This is a genomic window from Pseudomonas azadiae (assembly GCF_019145355.1).
Taxonomy (GTDB): Bacteria; Pseudomonadota; Gammaproteobacteria; order Pseudomonadales; family Pseudomonadaceae; genus Aquipseudomonas; species Aquipseudomonas azadiae.
In genome coordinates this window covers 1494089-1520338 of record NZ_JAHSTY010000002.1, presented here as the reverse complement: position 1 = coordinate 1520338, position 26250 = coordinate 1494089, and the positions used below count along the sequence as shown (strand labels likewise).

Annotated in this window: 23 protein-coding genes and 3 pseudogenes; 7 read left to right on the top strand and 19 right to left on the bottom strand. The window is 59.8% G+C overall.

Features of this window, described 5'->3' with window-relative positions; genetic code table 11:
• Positions 1-332 precede the first annotated feature (332 nt).
• A complete protein-coding gene (locus KVG91_RS23295) occupies positions 333-1061 on the top strand; it encodes a class I SAM-dependent DNA methyltransferase (RefSeq protein WP_169378868.1) in 729 nt (242 codons plus the stop codon).
• Between the two features lie 35 nt (positions 1062-1096).
• On the opposite strand, the gene ribD is transcribed toward KVG91_RS23295, so the two are convergent.
• The 7 genes from ribD to KVG91_RS23260 all read right to left on the bottom strand — a co-directional run bounded on the left by ribD (position 1097) and on the right by KVG91_RS23260 (position 8251).
• Positions 1097-2200, bottom strand: coding sequence for a bifunctional diaminohydroxyphosphoribosylaminopyrimidine deaminase/5-amino-6-(5-phosphoribosylamino)uracil reductase RibD (gene ribD / locus KVG91_RS23290; protein ID WP_225927045.1), 1104 nt, complete (start codon positions 2198-2200; stop codon positions 1097-1099).
• Positions 2197-2853: an SAM-dependent methyltransferase gene (locus KVG91_RS23285; RefSeq protein ID WP_169378869.1), complete on the bottom strand. Its 657-nt coding sequence runs from the start codon at positions 2851-2853 to the stop codon at positions 2197-2199. Before KVG91_RS23285 ends, ribD begins: the two co-directional genes overlap by 4 nt.
• 17 nt (positions 2854-2870) lie before the next feature.
• Positions 2871-4559, bottom strand: a complete 1689-nt coding sequence (locus KVG91_RS23280; protein ID WP_169378870.1) for a WD40 repeat domain-containing protein — start codon at positions 4557-4559, stop codon at positions 2871-2873.
• 28 nt (positions 4560-4587) lie between these two features.
• Positions 4588-5184 carry a GTP cyclohydrolase II RibA gene (gene ribA, locus KVG91_RS23275; RefSeq protein ID WP_057722507.1) on the bottom strand — a complete coding sequence of 199 codons (597 nt, stop codon included), beginning with the start codon at positions 5182-5184 and terminating at the stop codon, positions 4588-4590.
• Positions 5185-5194: 10 nt separating this feature from the next.
• Positions 5195-6226 (bottom strand): formylglycine-generating enzyme family protein, encoded by a 1032-nt coding sequence (locus KVG91_RS23270; protein WP_057722508.1) that lies wholly within the window; start codon positions 6224-6226, stop codon positions 5195-5197.
• Between the two features lie 76 nt (positions 6227-6302).
• Complete coding sequence (locus KVG91_RS23265) at positions 6303-7196, bottom strand: VOC family protein (RefSeq protein WP_169378871.1); 894 nt, start codon at positions 7194-7196, stop codon at positions 6303-6305.
• A complete protein-coding gene (locus tag KVG91_RS23260) occupies positions 7196-8251 on the bottom strand; it encodes a class I SAM-dependent methyltransferase (RefSeq protein ID WP_169378872.1) in 1056 nt (351 codons plus the stop codon). The genes KVG91_RS23265 and KVG91_RS23260 overlap by 1 nt, the downstream gene beginning before the upstream one ends.
• A 342-nt stretch (positions 8252-8593) precedes the next feature.
• Here KVG91_RS23260 and KVG91_RS23255 point away from each other — a divergent pair, with 342 nt between their 5' ends.
• Together KVG91_RS23255 and KVG91_RS23250 are read left to right on the top strand one after the other, a co-directional pair.
• Positions 8594-9247: a helix-turn-helix transcriptional regulator gene (locus KVG91_RS23255; RefSeq protein ID WP_169378873.1), complete on the top strand. Its 654-nt coding sequence runs from the start codon at positions 8594-8596 to the stop codon at positions 9245-9247.
• 36 nt (positions 9248-9283) lie between these two features.
• On the top strand, positions 9284-10021 hold the full coding sequence (locus KVG91_RS23250; protein ID WP_217894943.1) for a nitroreductase family protein: 738 nt from the start codon (positions 9284-9286) through the stop codon (positions 10019-10021).
• On the opposite strand, the gene KVG91_RS23245 is transcribed toward KVG91_RS23250, so the two are convergent.
• The 6 genes and pseudogenes from KVG91_RS23245 to KVG91_RS27730 form a co-directional block, all read right to left on the bottom strand.
• Positions 9988-11430, bottom strand: coding sequence for an efflux transporter outer membrane subunit (locus tag KVG91_RS23245; protein WP_169378889.1), 1443 nt, complete (start codon positions 11428-11430; stop codon positions 9988-9990). The two genes, KVG91_RS23250 and KVG91_RS23245, sit on opposite strands and share 34 nt — an antisense overlap.
• Positions 11427-14510 carry a MexW/MexI family multidrug efflux RND transporter permease subunit gene (locus KVG91_RS23240; protein WP_169378890.1) on the bottom strand — a complete coding sequence of 1028 codons (3084 nt, stop codon included), beginning with the start codon at positions 14508-14510 and terminating at the stop codon, positions 11427-11429. The genes KVG91_RS23245 and KVG91_RS23240 overlap by 4 nt, the downstream gene beginning before the upstream one ends.
• Positions 14511-14531: 21 nt before the next feature.
• Positions 14532-15638: an efflux RND transporter periplasmic adaptor subunit gene (locus KVG91_RS23235; protein ID WP_217894942.1), complete on the bottom strand. Its 1107-nt coding sequence runs from the start codon at positions 15636-15638 to the stop codon at positions 14532-14534.
• Positions 15639-15674: 36 nt separating this feature from the next.
• On the bottom strand, positions 15675-16175 hold the full coding sequence (locus KVG91_RS23230) for a DUF2165 family protein (protein WP_169375198.1): 501 nt from the start codon (positions 16173-16175) through the stop codon (positions 15675-15677).
• A 340-nt stretch (positions 16176-16515) separates the two neighbouring features.
• Positions 16516-17937 carry an MFS transporter gene (locus KVG91_RS23225; RefSeq protein ID WP_169375199.1) on the bottom strand — a complete coding sequence of 474 codons (1422 nt, stop codon included), beginning with the start codon at positions 17935-17937 and terminating at the stop codon, positions 16516-16518.
• 265 nt (positions 17938-18202) lie between these two features.
• Positions 18203-18322, bottom strand: a pseudogene (locus KVG91_RS27730) (LysR family transcriptional regulator); the annotation flags it as partial.
• Between the two features lie 119 nt (positions 18323-18441).
• Between KVG91_RS27730 and KVG91_RS23220 the strand changes: the two are divergent.
• Positions 18442-18921 carry a hypothetical protein gene (locus tag KVG91_RS23220; protein ID WP_318840907.1) on the top strand — a complete coding sequence of 160 codons (480 nt, stop codon included), beginning with the start codon at positions 18442-18444 and terminating at the stop codon, positions 18919-18921.
• Between the two features lie 237 nt (positions 18922-19158).
• On the opposite strand, the gene KVG91_RS23215 is transcribed toward KVG91_RS23220, so the two are convergent.
• On the bottom strand, positions 19159-19854 hold the full coding sequence (locus tag KVG91_RS23215; RefSeq protein WP_169375200.1) for a B3/B4 domain-containing protein: 696 nt from the start codon (positions 19852-19854) through the stop codon (positions 19159-19161).
• Between the two features lie 64 nt (positions 19855-19918).
• On the opposite strand from KVG91_RS23215, the gene KVG91_RS23210 reads away from it, so the two are divergent.
• Positions 19919-20617 (top strand): helix-turn-helix domain-containing protein, encoded by a 699-nt coding sequence (locus KVG91_RS23210; RefSeq protein WP_225927044.1) that lies wholly within the window; start codon positions 19919-19921, stop codon positions 20615-20617.
• Positions 20618-20735: 118 nt separating this feature from the next.
• Here KVG91_RS23210 and KVG91_RS28140 read toward each other — a convergent pair.
• Positions 20736-21173 (bottom strand): annotated as a pseudogene (locus KVG91_RS28140) (methyl-accepting chemotaxis protein); the annotation flags it as partial.
• A 108-nt stretch (positions 21174-21281) separates the two neighbouring features.
• Positions 21282-22055: pseudogene (locus tag KVG91_RS28135) on the bottom strand (PAS domain-containing protein); the annotation flags it as partial.
• A 275-nt stretch (positions 22056-22330) separates the two neighbouring features.
• Here KVG91_RS28135 and KVG91_RS23200 point away from each other — a divergent pair.
• Complete coding sequence (locus tag KVG91_RS23200) at positions 22331-23305, top strand: helix-turn-helix domain-containing protein (protein ID WP_169375202.1); 975 nt, start codon at positions 22331-22333, stop codon at positions 23303-23305.
• Between the two features lie 136 nt (positions 23306-23441).
• On the opposite strand, the gene KVG91_RS23195 is transcribed toward KVG91_RS23200, so the two are convergent.
• A complete protein-coding gene (locus KVG91_RS23195) occupies positions 23442-23678 on the bottom strand; it encodes a hypothetical protein (protein WP_169375203.1) in 237 nt (78 codons plus the stop codon).
• Between the two features lie 576 nt (positions 23679-24254).
• On the opposite strand from KVG91_RS23195, the gene KVG91_RS23190 reads away from it, so the two are divergent.
• Positions 24255-24506, top strand: a complete 252-nt coding sequence (locus tag KVG91_RS23190) for a hypothetical protein (protein ID WP_169375204.1) — start codon at positions 24255-24257, stop codon at positions 24504-24506.
• Between the two features lie 121 nt (positions 24507-24627).
• Here the strand turns inward: KVG91_RS23190 and KVG91_RS23185 are convergent, their stop codons facing one another.
• Together KVG91_RS23185 and KVG91_RS23180 are read right to left on the bottom strand one after the other, a co-directional pair.
• Entirely contained in the window at positions 24628-25134 is a 507-nt protein-coding gene (locus KVG91_RS23185) for a nuclear transport factor 2 family protein (RefSeq protein ID WP_169375205.1), read from the bottom strand.
• Positions 25131-26210, bottom strand: coding sequence for an aldo/keto reductase (locus KVG91_RS23180; RefSeq protein WP_169375206.1), 1080 nt, complete (start codon positions 26208-26210; stop codon positions 25131-25133). The genes KVG91_RS23185 and KVG91_RS23180 overlap by 4 nt, the downstream gene beginning before the upstream one ends.
• Positions 26211-26250 lie beyond the last annotated feature (40 nt).

Genomic DNA, 26250 nt, shown 5'->3' with positions numbered 1-26250 from the left:
TGATCGCTTCTGTTTTTTCGTAGACCCTGGAAGTCCATCCACTTCCAGTGAATTGCTACCTTCTGGGCATAGTTGAGGGCATGCATGGGATGGCTTGAAACGGATGCTCCCAGCCTCACGTTCAGCAGTGCCCTCTCGAAAACACCTCCATTGATCTTCGCAAACACCAAAACAACTCTCCCATCAGCAGGCTGATCCAATCGAGCAGTACCGCCCACTAAGCCGTTTGTTAAAGCGAGGGGTTGCGCCTAATATCGCAAGTCTTACCTTGCGTAAAAACTGTCAAGGCTTGCTCATCACCCAGCCCGCATATTCGAAGGAGTGGCATGCAGATGAAAGAATCCAAAGAAGTGTACGAACGCATCAGTGAACAGTTCGAGGATTTCACCACCAGGGCCTCTCAACGCAAAGTCGAGGTCGACACCTTCCGTAGCATGGTCGGCAATGTCGAGGGCCTGCGTATCCTGGACCTGGCCTGTGGGCATGGTTTCTTCAGTCGCCAGTTGAAGGACTGGGGGGCGGAAAAGGTGCATGGCGTGGATATTTCCGAAAACATGATCTACCAGGCACGGCAAGCCAACGACGGTATCGCCTACGAAGTGCGGGACGTGGCGAAGATGGGCCGTATCGGCACCTACGATATGGTGACAGCGGCCTGGCTGTTCAACTATGCCAGCAGTGTCGACGAACTGAGCAAGATGTTTCAGTCGGCGGCCGACAACCTGAAGCCCGGTGGTCAATTGGTGGCCTACACCGCCAACCCGTCGTTCGAACTGCAAAAAGGCAATTTCACCCGCTATGGGATTGAGGTGTTCGATGAAACCCCGGTCGCCGGCGGGTTTCGCTGCAACGCGCAGTTCATGTCATCGCCCCCCGCACCGTTTACCTACTATCGCTGGGAGCAAGGCGTGTACGAAGAAGCCGCACGGGTAGCCGGTTTCAACCAGCTCACCTGGGTCGCCCCGCTGATCAGTGAACACAGCCGTACTACCATGGGTGCGGGGTACTGGCAACTGTTCGAGCGCAACAGCCTGCAGATCGGTTTGACCTGCCGCAAATAATCGCGCAGTGATCGTTTCCACGCGCGTGGGAACGATCACGCCAGGGCGCTGACTGGCCGCAATCGCACCCGAATGTCCGCCCCCACCAGGCATTGCTCGATGATCGACAACCGTTGCGCCTGCCCCAGATCGGTCAAGCCATCCAGCGCCAGCAACGGCCGAGCATCACTGCCCAGGAACATCGGGGCGATGTAGACCAGCCACTCATCCACCAGGCCTGCCGCCGCAAAGGCGGCACACAATACCGGGCCGGCCTCGACCTGGACCTCGTTGCACCCCTCCTCAGCCAGGACCGTCATGACCTGCCGCAGATCAAGCCCTTCGCCGTCCAGCCCGACCTGTCGGAAACGCACGCCCGCAGGTGGCGGGTGCGACGGCTGTGCGCCGGGCCCATGAAACACCAGGGTCGGTGCCGCGCCATCCAGCACATGGGCATTGGCATCGCCCTTGAGGTGCTGGTCGAGAACCACCCGCAGCGGCGCGGAAAACGCCGTGTGTGGGTCGGGCAGGCGCACCGTCAGGCGCGGGTTGTCTGCCAGCAGCGTGCCGCTGCCGGTGAGCACGGCGCAGGCCCGGGCGCGCCACACTTGCACATCGTCCCGGGCCTCGGGCGAGGTGATCCATTTGGATTGCCCGTTACCCAGGGCCGTTCGACCGTCCAGGCTCATGGCCAGTTTGATCCGCAACCACGGCCGCTTGCGCTCGGTACGCGAGAAAAACCCCTGGTTCAACTCGCGTGCCTCCGGGCACGGCAGATGTTCGACCTGCACCCCCGCCGCCTCAAGCCGCTCAACACCATGATGCTCATGCTGAGAGCGGTCGACACTGGCGATCACCACCCGCGCCACGCCGGCCTTGATCAACGCGTCGGCACAGGGCGGCGTGCGCCCATGACCGCCGCACGGCTCCAGGGTGACATAGGCGGTGGCGCCCCGCGCATCGACGCCCGCCTCGCGCAACGCATTGACTTCGGCGTGAGCCTGCCCCGCCCACTCGTGCCAGCCCTGGCCAAGCAGCAGGTCGCCGTTGGCGATCACGCAACCGACCCGGGGATTCGGCGCCGTGGTAAAGGCGCCCCGGTCAGCCAGTTTCAGGGCGAGCCGCATGAAGTGCATGTCGCGCGCCAGCGCCAGGCTCATGTGCGAACCAGCGCCAACAGGTACACCGCCTCACCGTGCTGACGCTCGATCACCACCAGGTCCTGCCAAGTGAAACCAAACGCTTCCAGGGTGTCGCGCACACCCTGTTCGGTGAAGAAATAACCTTGACGCTGGTTATCCATCTCGCGCCAGCCCGGCTCCGGGTTGCTCGCGTCGACACCGAAGACGTTGAGCCCAATCAGCGCGCCAGGGCGCGCATACTGGCGGATATTGGCCAGGTAACGGCTCCACTCATCCGGATGCTGGTGATGGAAGCAGCCATTATCGAGTACGCCGTCAAACACCTCCCCTGCCGGTGGCTGCCAATCCTGCAGGGCGCTGCACACCAGGCTGAGACGCTCGCCCCAGCGTTTGCGCAGCAGCGGCCAGCTGGAATTCTCGACGATGTCCAGGCCGGTCACCCGGTGCCCTGCCAGGATAAACTCCGAGGCATCTCGTGCACGGCCAACGCCCACGTCGAGGATGTGCTGGTCCGGCTTCGGCCCCAGTGCATCGAGGAAAACCCGGGCGGCCTTGGCCATGCCGATGTCCCAGGACCACTCATCTTCACCATGGCTGTAGCGGTGGACGAATGAGGTGTCGAGCGCCCGGCGGTACGTCGATACGTCCATGAATTGCGCTTGCTTGCTCATATCAGGCAGTCCTTGGGTCAAGAGGCGCGACGGGTGGCGATCCCGTAGATCTGGCCATCGTAGGAACTGGCCAGGAAATCATCGCTGGCCGTGCTGTGGGTGATGCAGGAGATGCCACTGGCCGTGGGACGCTGTACTTGCTGCCAGGAACGGCTGGGCAAGTCGAACAGCGCGATGGTGCCGCTGTAGTTCGCAGTGGCAATCACTTCCCCGTCGGCCGAGGCACAAATACACTTGATGGAATTGCGGTGCGGCGTGTCATACACCTCGTCACCGGACTCCAGCCACAGGCGCAGCTTCAGGTCGCGACCAATGCTGGCGAAACCGCCGTCGACCCGGCAGCAACCGTTGGAGATACGCGTGTGGGCATTTTCGATATGCCGTGCGCAACTGAAGTCGCTGATGGTGTGCAGGGCGGCGGCGGCCGAGGCGCATACGCTGAACAGGTGATGCTCGTTGGCCGCCACGCCTTTGATCGCGTTGTCGTGCATCGGGATCGACGCCACCAGCTCCAGGCTGTTATCGCCAGCGATGATAAACACCAGGCCTTCGCCGGTGTAGGTTCCGATCAGTGCATGAAGTTGGCCATTGCGCTGGAACGTCGTGCCGCAATTGAGCGGCGAGCGATGTTGATACAACAGGCGCCCGCTCAGGGCATCGAACACCTGGCCCATCTGCCCGCCGGTCAGCAGCAGCGGGCCGAACGGCAGCAGGAAGTTGCACAGGCTGCCGACACCGCTCACGGGCTGGTTATCGCGAAACAGCAAGCCCGCGTCACCAATGCTGTATTGCCCGCCGTCGGTGGTCACCACGGCATTGATGCTCACCGCCGGCTGGATGCCGTCCACCGCCCACTGATCGTTTTCATAATCCCAGGTGGCGTAGCGCGAGCCGAAGGTGGCGAACACCAAGGCATCACTGCCGACGAACGCACAGCTGCGTGGCCAGACGATGCTCGGCAAATTGGTGCTGCGCAGGCGCTCCAGCTCGGTGCCATCGAAGCGCCAGAGGATCGCCAGGCGGTCATAACTCAAGGTTACCAGCAGCTGTTTTTCATCATTCCAGACGATGCGCTTGATCCCGGCATCGTGGGCAGGGATGGAGCGGATATCGCCCCCATGGATGATCGAGATGCGCCCCTCGTCGTCACCGGCAAACACCACGCCGGCACGGGTAATGGCGACGGTATCGGTCTCGACGCCGCCGATGTCGACTTCATCGCATTGCTCGAAGGTGGTGGTGTCCCACTGGCGCACCGTGCCGTCGTCGCTGCTGGAAATCAGGCGCTTGCCATCCGGCGACCAGACCACGGAAATCACGTCGGCCTGATGCCCGCGGCAGGTGCCCTTGAGGTTGCCGTCGAGGTCGAAGAGGCGCAGTTGATGATCGCGCGAGCAGGTCGCGATTGACGCACCGTCCGGTGAGAACACCGCCATTTCCACATCGTCGTCATGCCCCGACAGCACGGCTTTGAGGCGCATGCTCGGCACTTCCCAAACGCGGGCGGTGTAGTCACTGCTGGCACTCACCAGGTACTTGCCATCGGCGCTGAACGCGCACTGGTTGGCTAAGTGGTCATGGCTGACACGGTGGATCGAATGCCCGGTATGGGCATTCCATAAAATGACTTGGTTGTCGTAACCGGCGGTGGCGATGAACTCACCAGCATGGGCGGCGACGCCGCTGATAGGGCCTATGTGTCTCATCGAAAAGTCCTTTTCCTGAGGAATGAAATCAAAGCTTGATGGTGTGGCTCGACTTACTGACTTTTGATCGCAGGTAGTTGTGGTTCTGCTTGGTCAGGAACACCCCGGTCGGCACTGAGCTGACCACGTCGATCCCGCCGTCGCGCAGTTGCTTGACCTTGTCCGGGTTGTTGGTCAGGAGCCGGCAGCGATGTACATCCAGGGCACGCAGCATGGCGACCGCCGGGGCGAAACTGCGCGAGTCTTCCGGGTGGTTGAGCTTCAGGTTGGCCTCGTAGGTGTCCATACCGGCGTCTTGCAGCAGGTAGGTTTCAAACTTCGAATACAGGCCGATACCGCGACCCTCCTGGCGCAGGTAGATCAGGTAGCCGCCTTCGGCATCAAGCGCTTTCAAGGCTTCCTGTAACTGCGGTCCGCAATCGCAGCGCTGGGAACCGAATACATCACCGGTAATGCATTCGGAATGCACGCGCACCAGGGGCACATCGGCATCGGGCTCACCGGCCTTGACGGCAAAGTGTTCATTGTTCTTGTCAAAGCCCTTGAACCCGAAGAAGTGGGCGTTGACGGAGCCGCCGAGAATGGAGATGGGAACTTGCGTATGGAGCGTTACTGGAGTGTCCATGACTAAGCCTCTATGCGTGTGGGACGTTCTGGTCAACGTTGTTTTCTACCAAACGGAATCCCATGACATAGATGGGTCTTGGATAACGTCCATGTCGGCGCTGGTTGCGCGCAAGATCCCTGAAGCGGGTGAAACTGCCTCCACGGGCTACCCGGTGCCGACCGACATCCAGCACCAGGTCATCGTTGATCTCAGGCCCGCCCGGATAGGCCCGATAATCGTCGGCAACGTACTCTTCCACGTTGCCGGCCATGTCCAGCGCGCCAAACATCGAGGCGCCTTCGAGGAACACCCCGACGGGTGTCGAAGCGAGCAACCCCAACTCAATGGTGTTGGCGTACTCGACATTGAAGGTTTCGCCCCAGGGAAACTGGGAGCGCTGCGGCCCTGCCGCGGCGTATTCCCACTGCGCCTCGCTGGGCAGTGCGAAGGCGCGCCCGGTGCGCCGGCTCAGCCATTGGGCATAGGCGTCGGCATCGACGTCACTGACGCTGTACACCGGATGGTTGGCCTGGTGCTGGGGAAAGCGCCCAAAGGCCCAGCCGGTAGGCAAGAACGGATAACCGGTATCCAGCAGGAAGGCGCGGTATTCGCTATTGGTCACCGGGTAGCGACCGATGCGAAAGCTCGCCAGGCTGACCCGATGGTTGGGGGTTTCCTTCTCGATCCAACTTCGGTCCAGGCCCAGCCCGGCGTAGGCGGTCATGACCGCGTCGACGCGCTGCGGCTCCAGGCCGATCTCGACCTGGGCAGCGGGAACGTCGCACATGGCTGGGCTGAACACGTCGATACGCGGGTCGCCCTTGCAACCCAGCACTTCACCGGCGGCGATACGCCGCACCAGGGGTTCGGCAAGCGACTCGACCACCCGCAGCAGTTGCTCGATAGGCGCGCTCATCAACTGTCCGGTGGCGTCGGCGATTTGCCGGGTCAGTTCATATTCGACGTAAGCCTGCGGGTAGCCCATCAATACCCGATCAGACACGTTCTTTGGCAAAGGGCTCGGTAGCGTCGGCCAATGCCAACCGTATTGATTCGTCATAGGTACACCTTTTTTCCGAGCGAACACGTCCACGACCGAGCGCGAAACCGCTCGGCGTGTGTGGGTCAGTCAGGTATCAGAGTCGGTCGAGCAGCAACCTTCGATTGGTCTCGATCATCTCGACTTCGGTGGAATACACCTCAACCACCAAGCCATCGGGGTCTTCGAAATACACCGCCGTGCGAACGTTGTCCGGGCCGCGGTGATAACCCGGCGCAGGGCCATTGCCCCTGACCAGGGTGATGTTGTCGTCGGCGGCCACCTTGTCGGCGATGCGCTTGACGTCGTCCGGCAGCGCACGAATGCCGATGTGGTAGCCCGGCGGGTAGACAAAGTCGGGATTGTGTTCGATGAAGAAGTCGAATCCGTTCAACTCCATCACCACTTTGCGCGGCCCCAGGTTGTAGCAATAGTGGGCGCCGAAGATTTCGCGATAGAACGCCTGGGAGGCTTCCAGGTTACGGGTGAGGATGTTGATATGGGTGAGTTGCGGGCGCTGGGATTCCAGTGCGGCAGCCTCGATGGATACACCTTCCAGGGAGCGCCACATTTTGATCGCGGCGGCGAATTTGGAAAAACCGGCCAGCCAGTTTTTCACGGTGTCCGCGGACACGCCTGCGTCAGTGATCGCCAGGCCATGGGGGTAAATGAAACAGGCCGCGTGTTGCAGCAATGTCGCGCTCAGCGGATCGCCGGCAGCTTGCCCGGCGCGGCCTTCGGTAAGGCGCACGACGCAGACGGCCTTATTGTGATAACCATCCGCCAATTGCGCGAGCCGAGTATTCAGGGTGTCGAGGCTGTCTGCCGCTGACACCAGCAGGATAAACCCATCGGCCTGCGGTAACTGTGCGCCCTCCACGGCCGCGCACACTTCAAAACCGGCCGCTTTCGCGCAGGTGTTCAACGGTTCGAGAAACCCGTTCAGACGTGTCGCCGTGTTGGGGCTGTAAAGGGTAATAAAGCGCAGCATCAGGCGACCCTCCCCTCGTTACGGCGACCCACCAACAGGCTGTAGCGCCCGATAGGCTCCTGGACCACCTCAAAGCCCTGGGAGACCATCTGCTCGGCAATCCATCGGGTGGGATGCAGTTCGCCGTGCACCGTGTTGACCATCATGTGCAAGGAGAAATCCGCCGACAGCGCCGGATGAATTTCGTCGTCTTCCAAGGTCATGCTCAGCACCAGCAGCGAACCGCCGTCGTTGACCAACTGTGCAGCCGAGCGGATCAGCGTGCTGGTTTCTTCGCGGTTAAAATAATGCAGGCAGTCATTGACCATGATTACGTCGGCGCTTTCACCTTCGTAACGGGCCAGGTCCAGCAGGTTACGTTCCTTGAACGTCAGTCGCCCCGCCAACTGGTAATTCTCGATGGTGCTTTCGGCAGACTGGCGCGTAGCGGCCAGGTCCCAGATTTCGCCCTGGACCTGGGGGTGGCGCCGAGCGATTTCAGCGATGTAGGTGCCGTGGCCACCGGCCAGGTCGATGACCTTGCTGGCCGTATCGAACACTGGCAATTCCTTGAGCACATCGACCATGGGCTGACTGAAGCGCACCATCGCATCGTTGAAGGCATCCCGCGCAGCAATGTCGTGCTTGAAGCGGTTCTCTTGCTGGAAATCCATGGACTCGGTGCTGCTCAGGATTTCCCCGAGGCGCGGCCAGTTCTGCCACTGCAAGCGCTGGTGAGCAATGATCGGGCCGATGAACTCGGCGCTGCGGCTGACCAGGAAACGCTCGGCCAAGGGCAGGTTGGTATAGGTGTCGGCGAACTTCTTCAACAGGCCCAGGGCAACCAGGCCATTGAGAAAGATCTTCGCCTTGTTGGGCACCCAGCCCAATTGCTGGCTGATTGCGTCGGCGGTAGCCGGGCGGGTGGTTTGATCGAAGAGGTGCTGCGCTACGGCGAAGTGAAGGATGGCGGATTGTCGATACTGGTCGGAGAGTTTCACCAGGTCGACCACGCTGGACAGAGCGGTTACTTCATCAGCGTGCTCATAGATGGTCGTAGGCTTTTGCGCATTCATACAGATTCTCTTCCTTGGAGGTCTTTGTGTTCACCGGCGTCGGCAAGCGATCAGTGCTTGGGACGTAGCGTGTTTTCTAACGGTCCGGAGTCGTGTGCAAATGAACGTTTACGAGCAGCTTCCAAAAAGCTAGCTACGATCCTAGTCGTAAGCCCTACAAAAGCAAGGCAAACCTTTTATAATTATTTGTTCTTTATAATTTACTATTAATTCCTTTTATTTATTATTTTCCTGAGCAGCAAAAATGACTATGCTCATGTCCAATACCCCTTACGCAATGGATGGCGCCAAAGGTCGACGAACTCCAGTGATGCCCTCACTCCCCATGGTTACACGCGATTTATGACCTCCAAACCTGCCGACGATACCCAGCCATCCACCGCTGAACGCATCCTGTTTTTGCTCAAGACCCGTGGCCCATTGAAAACCACCGAACTGGCTTCCTTGCTCGAACTCACGTTTGAGGCAGCCCGGCAACAAATTCAGAAGTTGCAGGCATCGGATTTGATCCTCGGCGTTTCTGCGCCCACTTCCGGGGCCGGCCGCCCTTCGTTGAGGTGGGCTCTGACGGACACTGCGCACAACAAATTCCCCGATTCCCACAGCGTGCTGACCCTGCACCTGATCGAATCCATCGAGGGGGTTTTCGGCAGTGACGGCATCGAGAAAATCATCACCAGCATGGAAGCGACCAATCGCCAGGAGTACGTTCAGGCGTGTTCGCAAGCCTCGTCCCTGGAAGAGAAAGTCGCCATCCTGGTGCGCATCCGCGAACTCGCCGGCTATATGGCGCATATGGAACCTGCGGGTAAAGGTTGGCTGCTGATCGAAAACCATTGCCCGATCTGTGCCGCCGCGCGCAAATGCCAGGGTTTCTGCCGCTCGGAGTTGCAGATATTTCGTGCAGCCATGGGCGAGGACGCGCTTGTCGAACGTTGCGAACACCTGATCTCCGGCGACCGGCGTTGCGTCTATAACATCCAGCCGCGCGCCTGACCGCCCCCACTCCAGCCGCCCTAAAGGAATAAGGCCATGACCCCGACCATCGACTTGCTCGCCAGCCACCGCAGCGACCGCAGCTTCCAATCCACGCCCGTCAGCGACGAACACCTGGATGCCATCTTGCGGGCCGGCCACCTGGCACCGACGTCATTCAATGCCCAGCATATTTCCGTAGTGGTCGTGCGCGATGCAAACACCCGCCAGCGCATTGCGGCGGTCGCGGGCGGCCAACCCTGGATCGTGTCGGCGCCGGTGTTTATCACGCTGGTGGTGGACTTTCACAAGACCGCCGTCGGTGCCGCGCTCAATGGTCAGCAACAGCAAATCCAGCGGCACTTGGAAGGGCTGATCGCCGCCAGCACCGATGGCGGCATTATCCTCAGCGCCCTGATGATCGCCGCGCGCTCATTGGGGTTGGGCGTGGTGCCGGTGGGCGGCATTCGTGCCAACGCCGAGGCGATGATCGAACTGCTCGGGCTGCCCGAGCAGACCTTCGCCCTGTGCGGCCTGGCCCTGGGTCATGTGCACGAGCCGGCGCCGCAGAAACCGCGCATGGGCATCGAGGCCTTCCGTCACGACGAGCGCTACAACCGGGCCGCGCTGGCACCGGCGATCAGTGCCTATGACCAGCACCTGATGCGCCATTGGCAGATCATTGGCCGTGCGGACGGCCAGTCCTGGTCAAGCACCGTGGGCCGCACGTACGCACGCAACTACCGGCCCGACCTCAAGGCTCAATTGCTAGCCAATGGTTTGTCCGCTGATTGAGCCTGAGCCGCACCGCCACTGCCCCAGCCCAGCGCCTTGTATAGCGCGATGGCGTTGAGATAGGACGCTGTCTCCGCATCGGCCACGTCCTTCTGGATCAGGAAAAACGCGCGCTGGTTTTCCAGCACCGCCATGTAGGTGCCCGAACCGCTGCGGTAGCGTTTGCTGGCGATGTCGATCGCGTGCTCGGCATGTGTGGCGGACGCCAGCAACGCGCCCAGGCGGGTCTGGTCCTGCGCCAGGCGCATCAGTGCATTTTCCACATCTTCCTGGGCCTTGAGCAGCGACTGTTGATAGCGCGCCAGGGCACCTTCGGCCTGGGCCTGGGAACCGCGCAGGCGTGCGCGCACGTTGCCCAGGCGAAACGCCGGCCAGTCCACCGACGGCGCCAGCTCATAAGCCCGCGATGCGCTGCCCAGGTCGCCGCCGCGCAGGGCGAAGAAGCCAATGAAACCGCCCAGGTTCAGGCGTGGGTACAAGTCGGCTGTGGCGACGCCGACGTCTTCGGTGCTGGCAGCCAGCAGGCGTTCGGCGCTGACCACATCCGGACGATTGCGGATCAGTTGGTCGACATCGCCCAAGGGCAGTTGCCGGGCCAGGGGCGCAAGGAAGTGCGCCTTGGCCAGGGCCTGCTGTTGACGCGGTGGTTGGCCGGTCAAAACGTCCAGGCGATAACCGGTTTCCTGGATCCGTGTCAGCAACGGTGGAATCGCCGCCTCACTGAGCAGCAGGTTGGCATGGGCGTTTTGCTGATCCTCGAATTGGCCGCTGCCGGCGCGCACCTGAGCGCTGGTCAGCGTGAGCGTTTCGCGCCAGGCACTGACCTGGGCCTGGGCCACCTCCAGGCTGCGGCTCAAGCCTTGCTGCTCGTAGTAATAACGCGCCACGTCGGCAGCGATGCTCAACTGCATCAGCGCCAGGTCCGCCTGGGCCGCCTGCGAGCGCGCCATGGCCGAGGCCGTCAGGCGCTGCAACCGCCCGAACACATCAATCTCCCATTGCACATCAAAGCCGGCGCGATAGGTCTGTGACAGCATCCGCTCGGGTGGCCCACCGTCGAACGGCAACTGCTGCTCCAGGCTGCGGCCATAGGCGGTACGGGCAGTGACGCCGGGATACTGGTCGAGCCGGCGATCATCAAACACCGCGCGGGAAGCCAGCAAGTTGGCCTGTGCCTGGCGGATGTCATGGTTATGCGCCAGCGCCGTGTCGATCAGGCGATCGAGTTCGGCGTCGTCAAAAAACGACCACCACCGGGCCTGCACCGGCGCCTGTTGGGCGAACAACGCCTTTTGTGCAGTGACCAGGCTGATCGGTGGGGTCGTGGGCGTTTCGTAATGCGGCCCGACCATGCAGCCGTTGAGCAGCGTCAGCGCCAGCACGGTGGTGCCAGTTTTGCCGGGCTTCATGGTTCGCTCCTCAGGGTTTGTGCCAGGGACTGGGCCCGTGGGGTCGAGGCCGCCACTGAATGCTTGCGGGCCAGCAGGGTGTAGACCGTCGGCAGCACGAACAGGGTGAAGCAGGTACCGATCAGCATGCCCGATACAATTACCACCCCCAGACCGTAGCGGCTGTTGGCCCCGGCTCCCGAGGCGAACAGCAACGGTACCAGGCCGACCACCATGGCCGCCGTCGTCATCAGGATCGGCCGTAAACGAATCTGCGCGGCCTTGCGTATCGCCTCGGAACGGTCGAGGTGTTCCTGGGCCTGCAGGGCGTTGGCGAACTCGACCATCAGGATGCCGTGCTTGCTGATCAGCCCGATCAGGGTCACCAGGCCAATCTGGGTGTAGATATTGATCGTGGCGTAGCCCAGCGCCAGGGGAATCAGCGCGCCGCTGATGGACAGCGGCACGGTGATCAGGATGATCAGGGGGTCCATCAGGCTTTCGTACTGCGCCGCGAGTACCAGGTAGATCACGATCACCGCCGCCAGGAACGCCAGCAGCAGCGCATTGCCTTCCTGGGTGTATTGCCGCGCATCGGATTGCCAGTCGTAGCTGAACCCCACGGGCAACTCGGCGGTGACGCCTTCCAGGAACGCCACGGCGTCGCCCAGAGTGATCCCGGCCGCCGGCACCCCCTGGAAGGTCGCGGCGTTCTGCTGGTTGAACTGGGTCAGCTTGTTGGGTTCGACGTGCTCGGACACCTGGATCACCGTCGACAGCGGAATCAGTGTGCCGTCTTCCGTGCGCACATACTGGCGGGTCAGGGCTTCGGGCGTCAGTCGCTCAGTGCCCGGGCTCTGGGCAATCACATCATAGGAACGGCCCTCCAGGCCAAAGCGGTTGAGGTAGTTTTCCCCCACCAGCACCGCCAACGATTCTCCGATGTCCTGCATGCGGATCCCCAGGCTGTTGGCCTTGGCCCGGTCCACCCGCACCTGTACCACCGGGTTGTTGTAGTCCAGGTCACTGTCGACCACGGCGAACAAACCACTGTCGCGGGCCTTCTGCTTGATCTGCTCCATGGTTTCGTACAGCACGCGGTAATCCTGGGAGCTGCGCAGCACCAGTTGCACCGGCAGGCCACCGGTGGAGCCCGGCAAGGCCGGCAGCTGGAAGGCAAAGATGCTGGTGCCTTCCACGTCGTTGGTGGCCGCTTGCAGGTCGACCTGGATCTGCGCGGCGGTGCGCTCGCGCTCGCCCCACAGCGTCAGGTTGATGCCGCCAATGCTCGAGGCGATGCCGTCGCTGCCATTGATGATCCAGGTGCTGACGGTTTCCGGCAGCCGCCCGTAGACCTCATTCAGCTTGGCGGAAAAGCGCTCGACGTATTCCAGGTTGGCATGTTGCGGCGCCTTGATCGCAGTGAGCAGCCCCGCCTGGTCCTCGGTGGGCGCCAGCTCCCGCTGCGGCAACTGGTACAACCACGGCAGGCTGATCATCACCAGCAAGGCAAACAGCCCGCTGAGCCAGCGATGCCGCAGCGACAGGTCCAGCACCTTGGCATAACGCAGTGCCAGACCGTCAAAAACGCGGTTGGCCAGGTGTGCCATGCGCCCTTCCGATTGCTTGGACTGCAGCAGGAACGAACTCATGACCGGCGACAACGTCAGCGCCACCACGCCGGACACGATCACCGCGCCGGCCAGGGTCAGGGCGAACTCACGAAACAACGCCCCCGTGAGGCCGCCCATCATGCCGATAGGCGCATACACCGCCGCCAGGGTAATGGTCATGGCGATCACCGGGCCCGCCACTTCCCGCGCACCGACCAGAGCGGCCGCCACCGGGGTCTTGCCCTCCTCGATATGCCGGTGCACGTTCTCCACCACCACAATCGCATCGTCCACCACCAGCCCCACGGCCAGCACCATCGCCAACAGCGTCAACAGGTTGAGACTGAAACCGAACGCCAGCATCAGCGCCGCGGCGCCCAGCATCGACAAGGGGATGGTCACCACCGGAATCAGTACCGTGCGCAACGACCCCAGGCACAGGTAGATGACAATCACCACGATCAGCAAGGCTTCGAGCAGGGTCTTCATCACCTCGTCGATGGAGGTCTGGATAAAGCGCGCCGTTTCAAACGCCAGCTCGGCCTTGACGTCCGGCGGCAGGGTCTTGCGCACGTCCGGCAGAAGTTTCTTGATACCGTCGACGATCACCAGCGGGTTGCCGCCGGGTGTCGGGAACAACCCCAGGTGCACGGCTGAAACGCCGTCCATGGTGGCGCTGGTTTCGCTGGACGCCGCGCCCAGCTCCACGGTGCCGACATCCTTCAGGCGCACCAGGCCGTTGCCATCGTTGCGCAGCACCAAATCGCGAAATTCATTGACGTTGGTCAGGTCGGTATTGACCCGCAGGTTGGCGACCACAAACAGGCCTTTGACCTTGCCCGGCGCCGCCTGGTAGTTGTTGCGGCGTACCGCGTCGGCCACATCGGCGGCGGTCAGGCCGCGAGCGGCCAGCCGTGCGGGGTCGATCCACAGGCGCATCGCCAGGGTTTGCCCGCCGAACACCTGGACCTTGGCCACGCCCTCGATGGTGCTCATCACCGGCTCCACCACCCGTGCCAGGTAATCGGTCAAGGCCGGGGTCGACAGGGTCGGGCTGGAGAACCCGATATAGGCCACCGCCGTCGACTCGCCGGACGAGCGCTCGATCACCGGGTCATAGGCCTGCTCCGGCAGCCGGAAACGCACCTGGTTGACCTTGGCCATGACTTCCGTGAGCGCCTGGGTCGAGTCACGGTTGAGCTCCATGCGCACCGTGACCACGCTGCGCCCCTGCACCGACGAACTCGACAGGTAATCCACGCCTTCCACCGACGACACCGCCTGGGCAATCGGTTGCGTGACGAAGCCCTGCATCAGGTCTGACGAAGCGCCGGGGTATTCAGTGGTCACGGTGATGGTGGAGCTTTCCAGCATCGGGTACTGGCGAATCGGCAACTGCAGCAAGGACATGACCCCCAGCAGCAGGATCAGAATACTGACGACGAGCGCAAGCACCGGCCGCCGAACGAAAATATCGGTGAAAGTCATGAGCGTTCTCTGGACGAAGAATCAGATGCCCGTCACAGGCGGTTTGGACGCAGGCAGGACCAGGGTGTCATCGGTCGGCTGCACCGCCATGCCGTCACTGAGCTTGAGTTGCCCGGAGGTCACCACCTGGTCACCCTCTTGCAGGCCTTCCTGGATCTGGACCCAACCGTCCTGGCGCTGGCCGATTTTCACCGCCACCCGCTTGACCACCAGCGCGGCGCCCTTATCCGGGCGGGCGAGAAAAACGGTATCGCCATAGGCGGTGTAGGCCACCGCCGTTTCCGGCACGGTCAGGACATCGGCCACTTCGGTATCGGCCACTTTGACACTGGCGTACATGCCAGGCTTGAGGGTGGCCTCCGATCTGTCCAGGGTGGCCTGTACCTGCACCGTACGCGAGCGGCCGATCATCGGGTCAACGGCACTGATCCGCGCCTTGAACACCCGGTCAGGGTAGGCGTCGATCAGCACGCCCACGGTTTGCCCGACGGCCAGGCGGCGGCTGAGCTGCTCATCCAGGGAAAAATTGACATAGAGGACCTGGGTGTTGACCAGGCTGACGATGCGGTCGCCGACATTGAGGTACTGCCCTTCGTTGACTTGGCGAATGCCGAGCACTCCGGCGAAGGGTGCGCGGATAGTCTTCTGGGCAATCAGTTCCTGGACTTTTTTCAACTCGCCCTGAGCCATGTCATGGGCGGCCCGGGCGTTGTCGAGCTGTTCCTGGGTCGCAGCGTTTTCCCTGACCAGCCCGGTCACCCGCTTGCGAATGATCTCGGCATTGCGCACCTGGGCCTGCAGCCGCAGCTGCTCGGCCTGCTCCGGACCATCGTTGAGTTTGACCAGCACCTCGCCAGCCTTGACCTGGCGGCCCGACTCGAAGTTGATCAAGGTGACCCGCCCGCCGACCTCGGCGGAAACCTGCACCTGGGAAGCCGCTTCCAGCTCACCGACGCCGGCGAAATACACATTGGCCGGGCGTAATTGCACCGCCCCCAGCGCGACTTTGGTCAACGCGCCCGCCGGGGCATCGGCAGGCTGAGCCTGGGATGGTGCGCGCGACATCATCACCACCGCAATGACCGCCACCGGAATCAACACCAGGCTGGTTATCTTCTTCTTGTTCATGGACGTCCTTATCACGATGAGAGTGTTACGCGCGGTTCACAGCCAGCTGTGGTTGAACAGGAAGAAGGCCAACACCGCCCAGATCGACAGCACCAGATGAGTCAATTGCAAACCCTCTTGGCGAATCCAGTAGCCGAACCATAAGCCCCCCAGCAGCATGGCGAAGACAAACGCCGAAAACGCGCTTAGGGCGAGGTTGAGCCAGGGCCGTGCCGACAACAGGCCGTCGCCGAGGATCAGCTGATAGCTGCCGGTCCAGGCCGCCAGAGCAGCGACCAATTGCAGGGCCAGAACTATCAGCAGGGCCAGTTGGTGCAAACGGGGTGAGCGTACGGCCCGCACCAAGATGGGAATCTCGATGGCAGGGCTCTGGCGCAACGGCTCCATGGCCATGGTCGCGCCCACCGCGCCTACCGAGCTGCGAAACGCTTGCCAGTTGTTAAGCACCGCGATGCTCAGCCACAGGCTCACGCCAACGGCCTGTACGCCCAGGAACACCGACATCGAGTAACCCAGTACCCACGCCTCCACAGTCATTCAAACCTCCGTATCTGCCTAAAGGTAAATCCAGCCTCAGGTATATACACAAGACATTGCTTGGATAATACAGCGCAGGCGCCTAAATACAAGATTTAACTTTCTACGGGAGATCGTTCAGGAAGGTTGCAAAACGCTGTCTGGCAAGTGCTCGCCGGGGTGCTTGGCGCAGTCACGCCAAGCTCGGAAGCCGGCGTGAGGGGCTGTAGGGGGTTACCCGCGAAAGACTGTCACACTGTCCTGGCGGCGGTGGTGTGTGGTTGGAAGGCCAATGCGAAAAGTGTCAGTAGCGTCGAGGCCTCATTGTTGAATATTCAGTCGGTCTCTGCGCGAAGCACCGTCAAGCCGGGCCAAACGTCGGTTGCTCGGTCTTGCTTCGAATGACCGGCCTGACCGTGACAAAGATCAGCACCGACAGCGCGGCGTATACACCAAAGAGCCAGGCCGCAGCACTGGACGCGCCGGCAAGCCCACCGGGCGAAGACAACCCGCTCAGGTTTACGATCATGCCGGCCAATGCCGCGCCGATGGCCGTGGCGATCAATTGGACAGTGGTGATCGACGCACCCGCCAATTCCTTTTCATCCTCGGACACGCTCTCCAGTACGCGAGTCAGCAAATGCGGCCACGCCAGGCCAATTCCGAGGCCAATCACCAGCATCCCGACACACACACCTGCCACGTTGATGATCGAAGGCCCCGAGCGCGGCACGAAGATAAACGCCACGATCAGCCCTGCGACGATGCAGAACGGTGCGATGCCAATCGCGCGGGTCGCTGAATCGGGCTTCAACCCAGAACTGTACAGCGCGCCCAACGTCCAGCCTGCCGCCATTAGCGCGCTGATGTAACCGGCCAGCAGCGGTGTCTGAAGATGCAGTATTTGCAGAAAATACGGCACGAAGACTTCGCTGGTCATGCCTATCACCATCAAGCTCATGGAGAAATACAGCGGCAGCAATGCATGGCGGGTCGTCATCGCGCCCTTGGGCAACAACCGCAAGGTCGCACGCACTTCCACTTGGTAGACGAAATACAGAAGCAACAGACCGACCGCCAGGCCCAGGACGCTATACAGCGCATCCGGTTTGATACTGCCTACCGAAATCGCCAGCACCACGCCACTCAACAGCACCAGCTGCGCCATCGGAACTCCGACAGGTCGAGGTGCCTCGACGCTTTTCTTCGGTAGCAGCGACCAGGCCAACAACATGAACAACGCAGTGATCGGAATGAGTGCCAAAAAGGCTGCGCGCCAAGCGTCGTACTCCGCGAAAATACCGCCCACCGCCGGCCCGATCAGCGTTGCCGCCCCCCACATGCCAGAGATCAATGCCATCGCCCGCGGCCATAATGGCTCGGCAAATACCAGGCGGATCATGGCGTAGGGCAGCGCGAACAATAGCCCCCCGCCCAGCCCTTGAATCGTCCGGCCGAGAATCATGACCGCCATGTTCGGCGACAGGCTGCACACCGCGCAGCCGATGGCGAAGATCACTCCCGCCCAGACATAGGCAGCCCTGGGGCCCAATCCTGCCAGGCACTTGGTCGACAGCACGGAACCGATGATCGAGGCCACCACGAACAACGTGGTGTTCCAGGCGTAATAGTCGAGGCCGCCGATGTCGGCGACCACTGAAGGCAGAATCGTCGTCACCAAGTAGACATTGATCGCGTGGAGCGCAACGCCTCCTGCCAATGCCGCGGAGCGCAATCCATTTTTCCCGAGGAGCAATGCTGACCAACCTGTCGAAGATGTCATCCTGATACACCCAGTCTGATTAACGTTAGGTCAGTCTATTTCAAAAGATAACACTTGCGTAATTGTTTGCCCACTATCTGACCCCTGCAGTTCTGTCGGCAACGTGGACTCGCCCATAGGGGGGACGCAAACGCAACCGCAGATCTGGTATTTCGACAATCTGATCGCAACCTGCCGGACCAGCGGCTTTTCCCCTCGGGTGCGGCATGAAGTGCGTTCCGTCGCTTCGCAAAATGTCGTGACGAGCGCAGTGGCATGGAAAAAGCATTGCAGGTATCGAAGCCCCAAGATCACCGTCCAGCCGAGCGAAGGCCCGGTCGATGTCGCCGGCCTCCAGCGCCGGGACGGCTTCGACGCTGTCGATCTCCCGCACTGAGGTGGCTATCGTCATTACCCGGCTGGCTACGTATTCACACGGTTCGATGCAAAGACGCCCCGTATGACATAGTCCGTAAGATCAAAATCTCCAACAATGTGTTCGCACGTAAATGGCATGATATGCCAATGGCCTTAAGAAACTGTTTAGCGAAGCTGGAGCTTATTATGGCGACGCGAAATGTTGTGCTCATCCCCCACCAGGGACAGGTTATCCAGGACCTGGCAACTATGAAAAATCAGGCGCCCTGCTACGTGCTGCTTACTGCGTTGCTTTCAACGCTCAGCCAACCTGTCCTGGCCTCATCGTGGCAGGTCTGCAGTATGGAGTTGCGTGTCACTGATACCGTGACAAAACCCTATCCACAGCTGCGGGCCAAGATCCTGAAAGTAAGCGCAAAGACGGCGACGGTCATTTGCCCGGAGCGAGGCGCAACGATCATGTTCACGCCGGAAACGTCGGACTATCAGGCTGTGCTTCCACGCCGAACCTGGCCCCAAGAAGGGCAAGTGGTCGGCGTCGATTACCGATACCTGGACGGCATCTGCAAAGGCGACGGCAAGGACTATCCGTGCCGCATCAAGCATTACTCGTTGCCGAGGCACTGAGCCTGTTGTATTGAGCGATGCCATTAATGGAGAGTGAGTAACACAACCAATCCGCTGTCAGGCTTTGGGCGTTCTGAACCCTCATTTCAAAAGTCGATCCCAATTGGCTACGATCCGCATTGATGCCCAATGATCGACTGCTTGGCCAGATCGACGGCACGCACTCTCGGCATGACTCGAACGGTGAGGTCATGGTGCTGATGCTGGGCTCCGACCTGCCCGGCTATCCCAGGAGCTTTATTCCGCGCCAGGGCCAATCAGCGAGCTTTCGATCCGGACGCCTGGCATCATTTGCTGCAAACCTTCGATCAGCTTGTCCCCCGCTTCCGTCAAGGCTTCAAGCGGCATCGCCGGCAAACTCTCCAGAATGAACCACATGCACTTCGCATCGGCACCGAGACGGGTCCTGACACCTTGCCGCCAATTCCAGCGGCGACACGTCACGCCCTTGTCATCGCGCCAGACGACCTCGCCGGCGTCTGGATACTCGACGGCAGGAGCGCCCTCTTTCATCGTGTCAAAAGGCTCGGTGCCCTCGGCGACTACCAGCTGTGGCGAGCCCGCATAGGCTGCCATATTCTCCCCGCCAACCGGGACGGCGTACTCGATACTGATTGCGTTGTAGAGATCGACGATGGGATCCAGGCTGGGCAAGCTGCCGTCACGTAAAACACGTTTACGCAGTGCGTCAGCTGAACAAGGCGTGCGCTGTGGCTTGGCCCCGAACTTTCGAAATGTCTCGGCCCAGCCCGCCAGATGGGCTTCTCCCCAGCTGGGGCCACCTTCTTGCACGGCCTTGCAGGCGCGGTCCAGCGCGGCCTGGGCCACCTCAGGATGGGCCAGCGGCGCAGCCTCCACCACGATACTCAGGGCCCTGAACTGCGGAGCCAATTCAGCCACGGCCTGGTCGATCAACGGCATTACGGATTGCATCAGGAATCTCCAGAAATCCACATTCATTTCATGCTAGTCAGCAATGACCGAATAAGTCAATATAATGACCAGCGTATGTGCCATCACCCATGAGCAGATTGACGGGACGATGGGTAAAAGCCGAGAATCATCACACATTTTTTTCATGATCCCGTCGATGACCACCAATACCAGCCTGTCGACTACTACCGCGGGCGCAGATGCTCAAGCCGTCAGCCTGGCCGTGGCGCGCACCCTCAAACAGGCGCGCAAAGCACAGAAGATCACGTTGGATGAACTCTCCCGCCGCGCAGGCGTAAGCAAAGGAATGGTCGTCGAAATAGAGAGATGTACGGCCAACCCCAGTATCGGCATCCTTTGCAAAATCGCCGCCGCTTTGGGAATGTCCGTCGCAGACATCGTCAATGTGACCGAAGCCCCATCGGCTCATCTCATTGACAGCCAGGACATCCCCACGCTCTGGACCGGCGACCTGGGAGGAACGGCGCGCCTTCTGGCGGGAACCTCAGGCCCTGACATGATCGAGCTGTGGCGCTGGGAAATGCATCCAGGCGAGTCCTTCGCTTCACCGGGACACCCTCAAGGCACGCTTGAACTGTTTCATGTCGAGAAAGGCACCTTGAAATGCGTGGTGGGAGAAACAGAGCTGGTCATCCCCGCCGGGAGCTCTGCAGTGGCGAGAACCGATGTTGCCCACTCCTATTCCAACGCTGGCAGATCCAAGTTGGTGTTCACCATGTCCGTAACGGAAATGCATCAGTAGACACCGGACGGACATGAGTATTTACCTAAAGGACGAGTCCGATCTTAACGGGGTCGATTTCCAGCGCCTTATTCTTTGCGCTATACAAGTCGCCGGATTTAGCCAGGGTCTGCCGGACTTACCTTTCATCAAGCTTTGACGCAAACATGCTTACAGCCTCAACAGCGTTGGCTGTACCGGCGCGAATCTGCAAAATCACTTTTTTAGCTTCATCAGCCAGCAAAACCCCTCTTTGCGCCCCGTCACGAGTACTGTGCATGCTTTCAACTGCATCGTGAGTTTCAGATATGATTTTTCCAATCATGTCGGCAATTTCAGCCGTTGATCGACTAGTGCGCCCTGCCAGTTGCCTGACCTCATCCGCCACCACGGCAAACCCTCGCCCTTGATCACCTGCTCTGGCAGCCTCGATCGCGGCATTTAAAGCAAGCAGGTTAGTTTGCTCCGCAATGCCACGAATAGTGTTAACGATGGCCGTAATCTGTTTAGACCGTTCACCCAACAATCCAACTAGCTGAGCGGAAGCCGCGATACTGCCTGCTATCGTTCGCATTTCATCCGCCGTGTTTTCAATTACAAGCGCGCCCTGCTCCGCCACTCGCTCTGTATCTGCTGAAATATGATATGCGCGAGCGGCGCCACGTGAGTCCTGTTCAGATTTCTCGACACGCTCAGTGATGTCGCTTGCGAATTTTATTATTTTAACCAGGGCCCCATCAACGCTGTATACGGGATTGTAACTGGCCTCCAGCCAGACAATCCTTCCGTTTTTCGCGACCCTCTTGAACTGACCATTCACAAACCGCCCTTCATTTAATCGATGCCAGAATGCTGGGTAGTCCGAACTTTCTAATAAGGCTTGCTCACAGAACATCCGATGATTTTTTCCTGTGAGGTCGAGCAGCTGATAACCCACGGTATCGAGAAAATTTTTATTTGCGGTGATGATATTTCCTGACAAGTCAAATTCAATGACAGCCATCACTCGGTCAAGCGCGTTCAACGTGGCCCGCATACCCTCTTCCCGCGTAATTTTTGCCGTTACGTCAAGGGCTAACATAACCACGCCTATCGTATTTCCCGCGCTGTCGATCAGCGGGTTGAAACTGGCTTCAAGCCAACCATTCTCCCCTCGGCTGTCACGGTGTGGAAACGTTCCAGTTACGACGCGTCCTGAACGCAGCTTTTCCCAAACGCCTGTGTATTCCGTACCCAAAACTTTATCAATCGACCAAAGGTCTTTATGCGATTTGCCGATAATATCTTGGGGTCGATACTGCAGCGCCGCCGCATAACGGTCGTTGGCACGAATCACATTTGCATCAACGCCAAATTCGACATAGGCCATTGACTGCTCAAGCGTTGCGATAGCGCCCCGCAACTCAATCACTTGCGCTCTTGTGTCCGCGAGCTCAGCCCTAAGCGTTCTGTTAAACATAAAACCTCCGATAGCCCGGCCAAATAGCAGGTATTCTCGATACCTGTTCCATTTACACTCCGCTTTTAATAGAAGCACAGCAGTAAACAGCTTGCGGCCACGCTAACCGCGTTCCGATGGCGGGTATAGATAGGAACTACTTATGCTCTGCGCTGGCCTCAAAATCTTCTTCGTTTTTTTATAATTTTTCGTTTTTTATTTTTCCGTTCTTTGCACTGACGCCTTGATTACGCCACAAACATAAACGAAAATCGTGGTTATGCCAGGAGTAAAAAATGGAAACTTACGGCTTTACCCAGCTCCACCTTGACGATATAGCTACGGCGTCTGAGCACTTCATAAAATATGATAATTTCATGTCACTTATGCCTGGCCTGGATGGGTCATTCGATTATTGCAAGCAATTCTGTATACTTGGCAGTTCCTTTGTCAGCCTTACGTTTAGCCGCTCTGGGTGGGGGTACGAAACCCAAAATGAAATAGATGGTTTCTTGATTACCCTTCCCCACTCAGGCTTCGTACAATGGCGGGCTTATAAGGGTAAACACAGCGTGGAACGTAACGCTCTCGCATTGACTGATCAACGAGAAGTGTTCGATTGCGTCTATGCACCCGGGACAAAATACACAACGGTATATCTTTCCAATATCGACATACACAAACTACTCACCTTAGTGCTGGGCACGCCCCCTAAAACCAGAATATTTTTTCACACGAACAGCGGCGCTGCGTGGCAGATTCAATTTGTTCAGCGATTAACCGAATCAATCATCAACTTATCTGCGAACTCATCATCGCCTATTCACTGCATAGGCAACAGCCTTAAGGAGACGCTGATAGGTTTTTTTCTCTATAATTTTCCTAATAATTTTACCCAGGCTATCTTGAGCCCTCATCGCACGCTCACGCCAACGCCGCACTCGATAAATAAGGCAGCTGATTATATGGCCTCAAACGCTGACCCACACTTAACTGTCGGCGAGGTTGCCGCGTTTGCAGGTTTAAGTGTTCGCTCTTTGCAAATGGGATTTCGGCACTTTAAAAAAACCACCCCCATCGCATTCCTACGGCAACAAAGGCTCTTAAAAGCCCAATGCCTGCTTGAAGCAGATGACACCGTCTGTTCGCCAAAAGAGGTGGCAAGCTTATGTGGATTCTACAACTACCAGACTTTTTGTAAGTATTATCTCCGCGAATTTGGCAAGCGCCCGTCCGCATTCAGTGCCCTGTGCAAAGCCAAGCTCGATTAATCGTAGGTTGCTTAACCAATAGACCTATCGAGCACGTCATTCTCAGACACCCTCTCGTCGCGTTCACGCTTTTGGCTCACGAGGACTGCGCCCAGCTCGGCCCCTTCGCAAACGAGACGGAATCTGAGTCTAGGCATCAGGCCCAAATAGCTGTCTGCGTATTGATCTCAGCCACAGAGGTGGCGTTGAACTGGCGCTGGCGGTGCAGGTCGTCCCGCATTTTCGGATAGTTGAACGTCCTCGACGCCAGCATTTTCAAGACGCTGCTCGAAATTCTATAGGTACCGCAGTCGGAACAGTCGACAAGCTCAGTGCCTTGATCCTCTCCGGATTGCTGCGCTTGCGCCTGTAACCCACAAAGATAGCAATTCATACATGACCTCCTTTTGGCTGATGCTTAGGAGATAGTTGCAGGACGGCAGAAGTTTCAATTGCCTGATCTTTCTCACATGGCTGAACTCACCGATTTGCTTGCGCACGCTTCAACGCAGGCGCTGATGTGACCGTGTATTAGTCAACCGTGTAAAAATTTTGAATTAGCCCGTTGCCCTCCCGGTCAAGCATTATGAAGGCGATAATCTGACGAGGTGACGGCAATGACTATCCAAGCAGAGACACTCGTACAACTGACCGAGGCACTCCAGGAGCGGGGGCTGTACTTGGTCTCGGACGTCCATTTCACCCGTGCGCCCTACCGGCACGACCACCTTTGGGTCTGTACCTTCGAGTAATGATCCACTCTGCCGACGGCATGGCCCACTGGCCGCCGTCGGCCCCCCTTGTCTGCGCGCCCAACGGCACACCCGGAACCGAGTAGCGTCACGTCGAGCGGAATCGGACCTTATTTTTTGAACGCAGCTACCTCCCATGAATCTCCTACATCAGAGAGCATTCAGCTCCGCGTAATGGCGTTAAGCCAGTAATACCTTGTGTGCGTTTGGAGTAAAAAATGGCCGATTTCAAAAAAGAGCTTCCTGCTTCGATCATTCGCCAGGCGGAAAAAATCATGGCGGAAATTCAGAAGTCCGGGTCGATGATCATGGCAGTCAAGGCCGGCGCAAGGGCGAACGGTTTCGTGCTGGGCTTACAGTGTTCGGCAAGCATCACGGACGATGCGGCACAGCGGCTTCAAACCGAATTTGATATCTCCACCGAAATAAAGCTCAAGGAGCTTTCGATCTGGGCCGCGCCTCAGCACTAGATGCGGGCCACTCTGGAACGACACGTCGCCCGCCCGGTATTGGCTTTGGTTATCTGTGCATGGGTATCTGTGCCAGGCAAATGTGACGGCATTCAACGCTGGCTGCGCGGCAGCGACCTGGCTATCCCTGCCCCGCCTGCGCCGGGACCCGCCGCAGCACCTCGTCGTAAGGCGCCAGGTCCAGAAACGCGGTCACTTCGACGGCCTTGCCCTCGTGCATCCGGAAGATCCAGGCATAGCTGTTGTGATAGGCCTGCCCGTCACGCGCTACGCCGGCGCCCTCCCATTGGATGATCACATGGTCACCGTCGGCCCAGACCTGCCGACTCAGCGGTTTGACCGGCGTGGCCAGGCGTGTTACCAAGGGCCGCACGGCCTTCTCGACGAACGTATCGACGCCGCGGTATACGCCCGCGCTGGGGCCCGATCCCTTGATTGTCCAGACGACGTCCGGGGCCAGCATGTCGCTGAAGAAGCGCGTGCCGCCGGCGGCCCAGTGGTCGAAGGCTTCGGTCACGCGTTGTTTGTTGCCGGCTTCGACTTGCGCCTGCGAAGCCGCACCGGCAAGGCCCGCCCATAGGCACAACAGCGCAGCCGAGGCCATGCGGTGAACCGTTGAACGCTTCATACCGAGCCCTCGCGGTGGCGCAACGACGTCCCGCCAAAGATCAACTGTTGCACCATAGGCCGCGACACGAAGCGCTCTGGAAAGATCGGCTCCGGCGCGCTGGCCTGGTCCAGCCGAGCGAGATGCTCGGCATCCAGTGGAGTGGCGAGTGCCCCAAAGTTGTCCTGAGCCTGGGCCAGGGTCCTGGCCCCCATGACCGGCGCGACGACGGCCGGGTTCTGCAGGGTCCAGGCCAGGGCAAGCTGGGACGGCGTCACGCCCATCTCACTCGCGACCGCGCCGACCACACTGGCGATGTGCAAGGCACGCTCGTTCAAATGCCCGGACGAACTGATCACACCCTTGCGCGTCGCCGACACGCCTGCTTCGCTGGCCTGGCCGAGGTCGGCGTGACTGTACTTGCCGCTCAGGATGCCGCCGCCCAACGGCGACCATGGCAGTACGCCCAGTCCCAGCGCCGCAGCCATTGGGATCAGCTCGTGCTCGACGCTGCGCTCCACCAGGCTGTACTCGATCTGCAAGGCCACCAACGGCGACCAGCCGCGCAGGTCAGCCAGGGTTTGCAGGTGCGCGACCTTCCACGCCGGGGTGTTGCAGATGCCCAGGTACAGCACCTTGCCGCTGCGTACCAAGTCATCCAACCCGCGCATCACTTCGTCGGCGCTGGTGGTGAAATCCCAGGCGTGCAGGTACAGCAGTTCGATGCGATCGGTGTCCAGTTGTTTGAGGCTCGTTTCCACCGAACGCATCAGGTTCATGCGGTGGTTGCCGCCACTGTTGGGGTCGCCCGGATCACGGGCCATGGTGTATTTGGTGGACACGACGAGGCGCTCGCGCTTGCCCTTGAGGAACTGGCCAAGCATGCGCTCGGAGGCGCCGTTGGTGTAGTTGACGGCGCTGTCGATCAGGTTGCCGCCGCGATCAACGTAAGCGTCGAAGATCTGTCGCGCCTCGGCCTCCTGCATGCCCCAGCCCCAATCGTCGCCGAAGGTCATGGTACCGAGGGCCAGGGGTGAAACGCGCATACCCGATCGTCCGAGCAGGCGGTAATGGTCGAGTGCTGTCGTTGAGGACATGATGGTCTCCTTGTGTATAGGGCGTTCAAGCCGGTAGCCT

Excerpts from the sequence above, each read along its gene's own strand:
- KVG91_RS23295 (WP_169378868.1), top strand. The coding sequence starts at position 333 with ATGAAAGAATCCAAAGAAGTGTACGAACGCATCAGTGAACAGTTCGAG.
- ribD (WP_225927045.1), bottom strand. The coding sequence starts at position 2,200 with ATGAGCCTGGCGCTGGCGCGCGACATGCACTTCATGCGGCTCGCCCTG.
- KVG91_RS23285 (WP_169378869.1), bottom strand. The coding sequence starts at position 2,853 with ATGAGCAAGCAAGCGCAATTCATGGACGTATCGACGTACCGCCGGGCG.
- KVG91_RS23280 (WP_169378870.1), bottom strand. The coding sequence starts at position 4,559 with ATGAGACACATAGGCCCTATCAGCGGCGTCGCCGCCCATGCTGGTGAG.
- ribA (WP_057722507.1), bottom strand. The coding sequence starts at position 5,184 with ATGGACACTCCAGTAACGCTCCATACGCAAGTTCCCATCTCCATTCTC.
- KVG91_RS23270 (WP_057722508.1), bottom strand. The coding sequence starts at position 6,226 with ATGACGAATCAATACGGTTGGCATTGGCCGACGCTACCGAGCCCTTTG.
- KVG91_RS23265 (WP_169378871.1), bottom strand. The coding sequence starts at position 7,196 with ATGCTGCGCTTTATTACCCTTTACAGCCCCAACACGGCGACACGTCTG.
- KVG91_RS23260 (WP_169378872.1), bottom strand. The coding sequence starts at position 8,251 with ATGAATGCGCAAAAGCCTACGACCATCTATGAGCACGCTGATGAAGTA.
- KVG91_RS23255 (WP_169378873.1), top strand. The coding sequence starts at position 8,594 with ATGACCTCCAAACCTGCCGACGATACCCAGCCATCCACCGCTGAACGC.
- KVG91_RS23250 (WP_217894943.1), top strand. The coding sequence starts at position 9,284 with ATGACCCCGACCATCGACTTGCTCGCCAGCCACCGCAGCGACCGCAGC.
- KVG91_RS23245 (WP_169378889.1), bottom strand. The coding sequence starts at position 11,430 with ATGAAGCCCGGCAAAACTGGCACCACCGTGCTGGCGCTGACGCTGCTC.
- KVG91_RS23240 (WP_169378890.1), bottom strand. The coding sequence starts at position 14,510 with ATGACTTTCACCGATATTTTCGTTCGGCGGCCGGTGCTTGCGCTCGTC.
- KVG91_RS23235 (WP_217894942.1), bottom strand. The coding sequence starts at position 15,638 with ATGAACAAGAAGAAGATAACCAGCCTGGTGTTGATTCCGGTGGCGGTC.
- KVG91_RS23230 (WP_169375198.1), bottom strand. The coding sequence starts at position 16,175 with ATGACTGTGGAGGCGTGGGTACTGGGTTACTCGATGTCGGTGTTCCTG.
- KVG91_RS23225 (WP_169375199.1), bottom strand. The coding sequence starts at position 17,937 with ATGACATCTTCGACAGGTTGGTCAGCATTGCTCCTCGGGAAAAATGGA.
- KVG91_RS23220 (WP_318840907.1), top strand. The coding sequence starts at position 18,442 with ATGGCCTTAAGAAACTGTTTAGCGAAGCTGGAGCTTATTATGGCGACG.
- KVG91_RS23215 (WP_169375200.1), bottom strand. The coding sequence starts at position 19,854 with ATGCAATCCGTAATGCCGTTGATCGACCAGGCCGTGGCTGAATTGGCT.
- KVG91_RS23210 (WP_225927044.1), top strand. The coding sequence starts at position 19,919 with ATGACCAGCGTATGTGCCATCACCCATGAGCAGATTGACGGGACGATG.
- KVG91_RS23200 (WP_169375202.1), top strand. The coding sequence starts at position 22,331 with ATGGAAACTTACGGCTTTACCCAGCTCCACCTTGACGATATAGCTACG.
- KVG91_RS23195 (WP_169375203.1), bottom strand. The coding sequence starts at position 23,678 with ATGAATTGCTATCTTTGTGGGTTACAGGCGCAAGCGCAGCAATCCGGA.
- KVG91_RS23190 (WP_169375204.1), top strand. The coding sequence starts at position 24,255 with ATGGCCGATTTCAAAAAAGAGCTTCCTGCTTCGATCATTCGCCAGGCG.
- KVG91_RS23185 (WP_169375205.1), bottom strand. The coding sequence starts at position 25,134 with ATGAAGCGTTCAACGGTTCACCGCATGGCCTCGGCTGCGCTGTTGTGC.
- KVG91_RS23180 (WP_169375206.1), bottom strand. The coding sequence starts at position 26,210 with ATGTCCTCAACGACAGCACTCGACCATTACCGCCTGCTCGGACGATCG.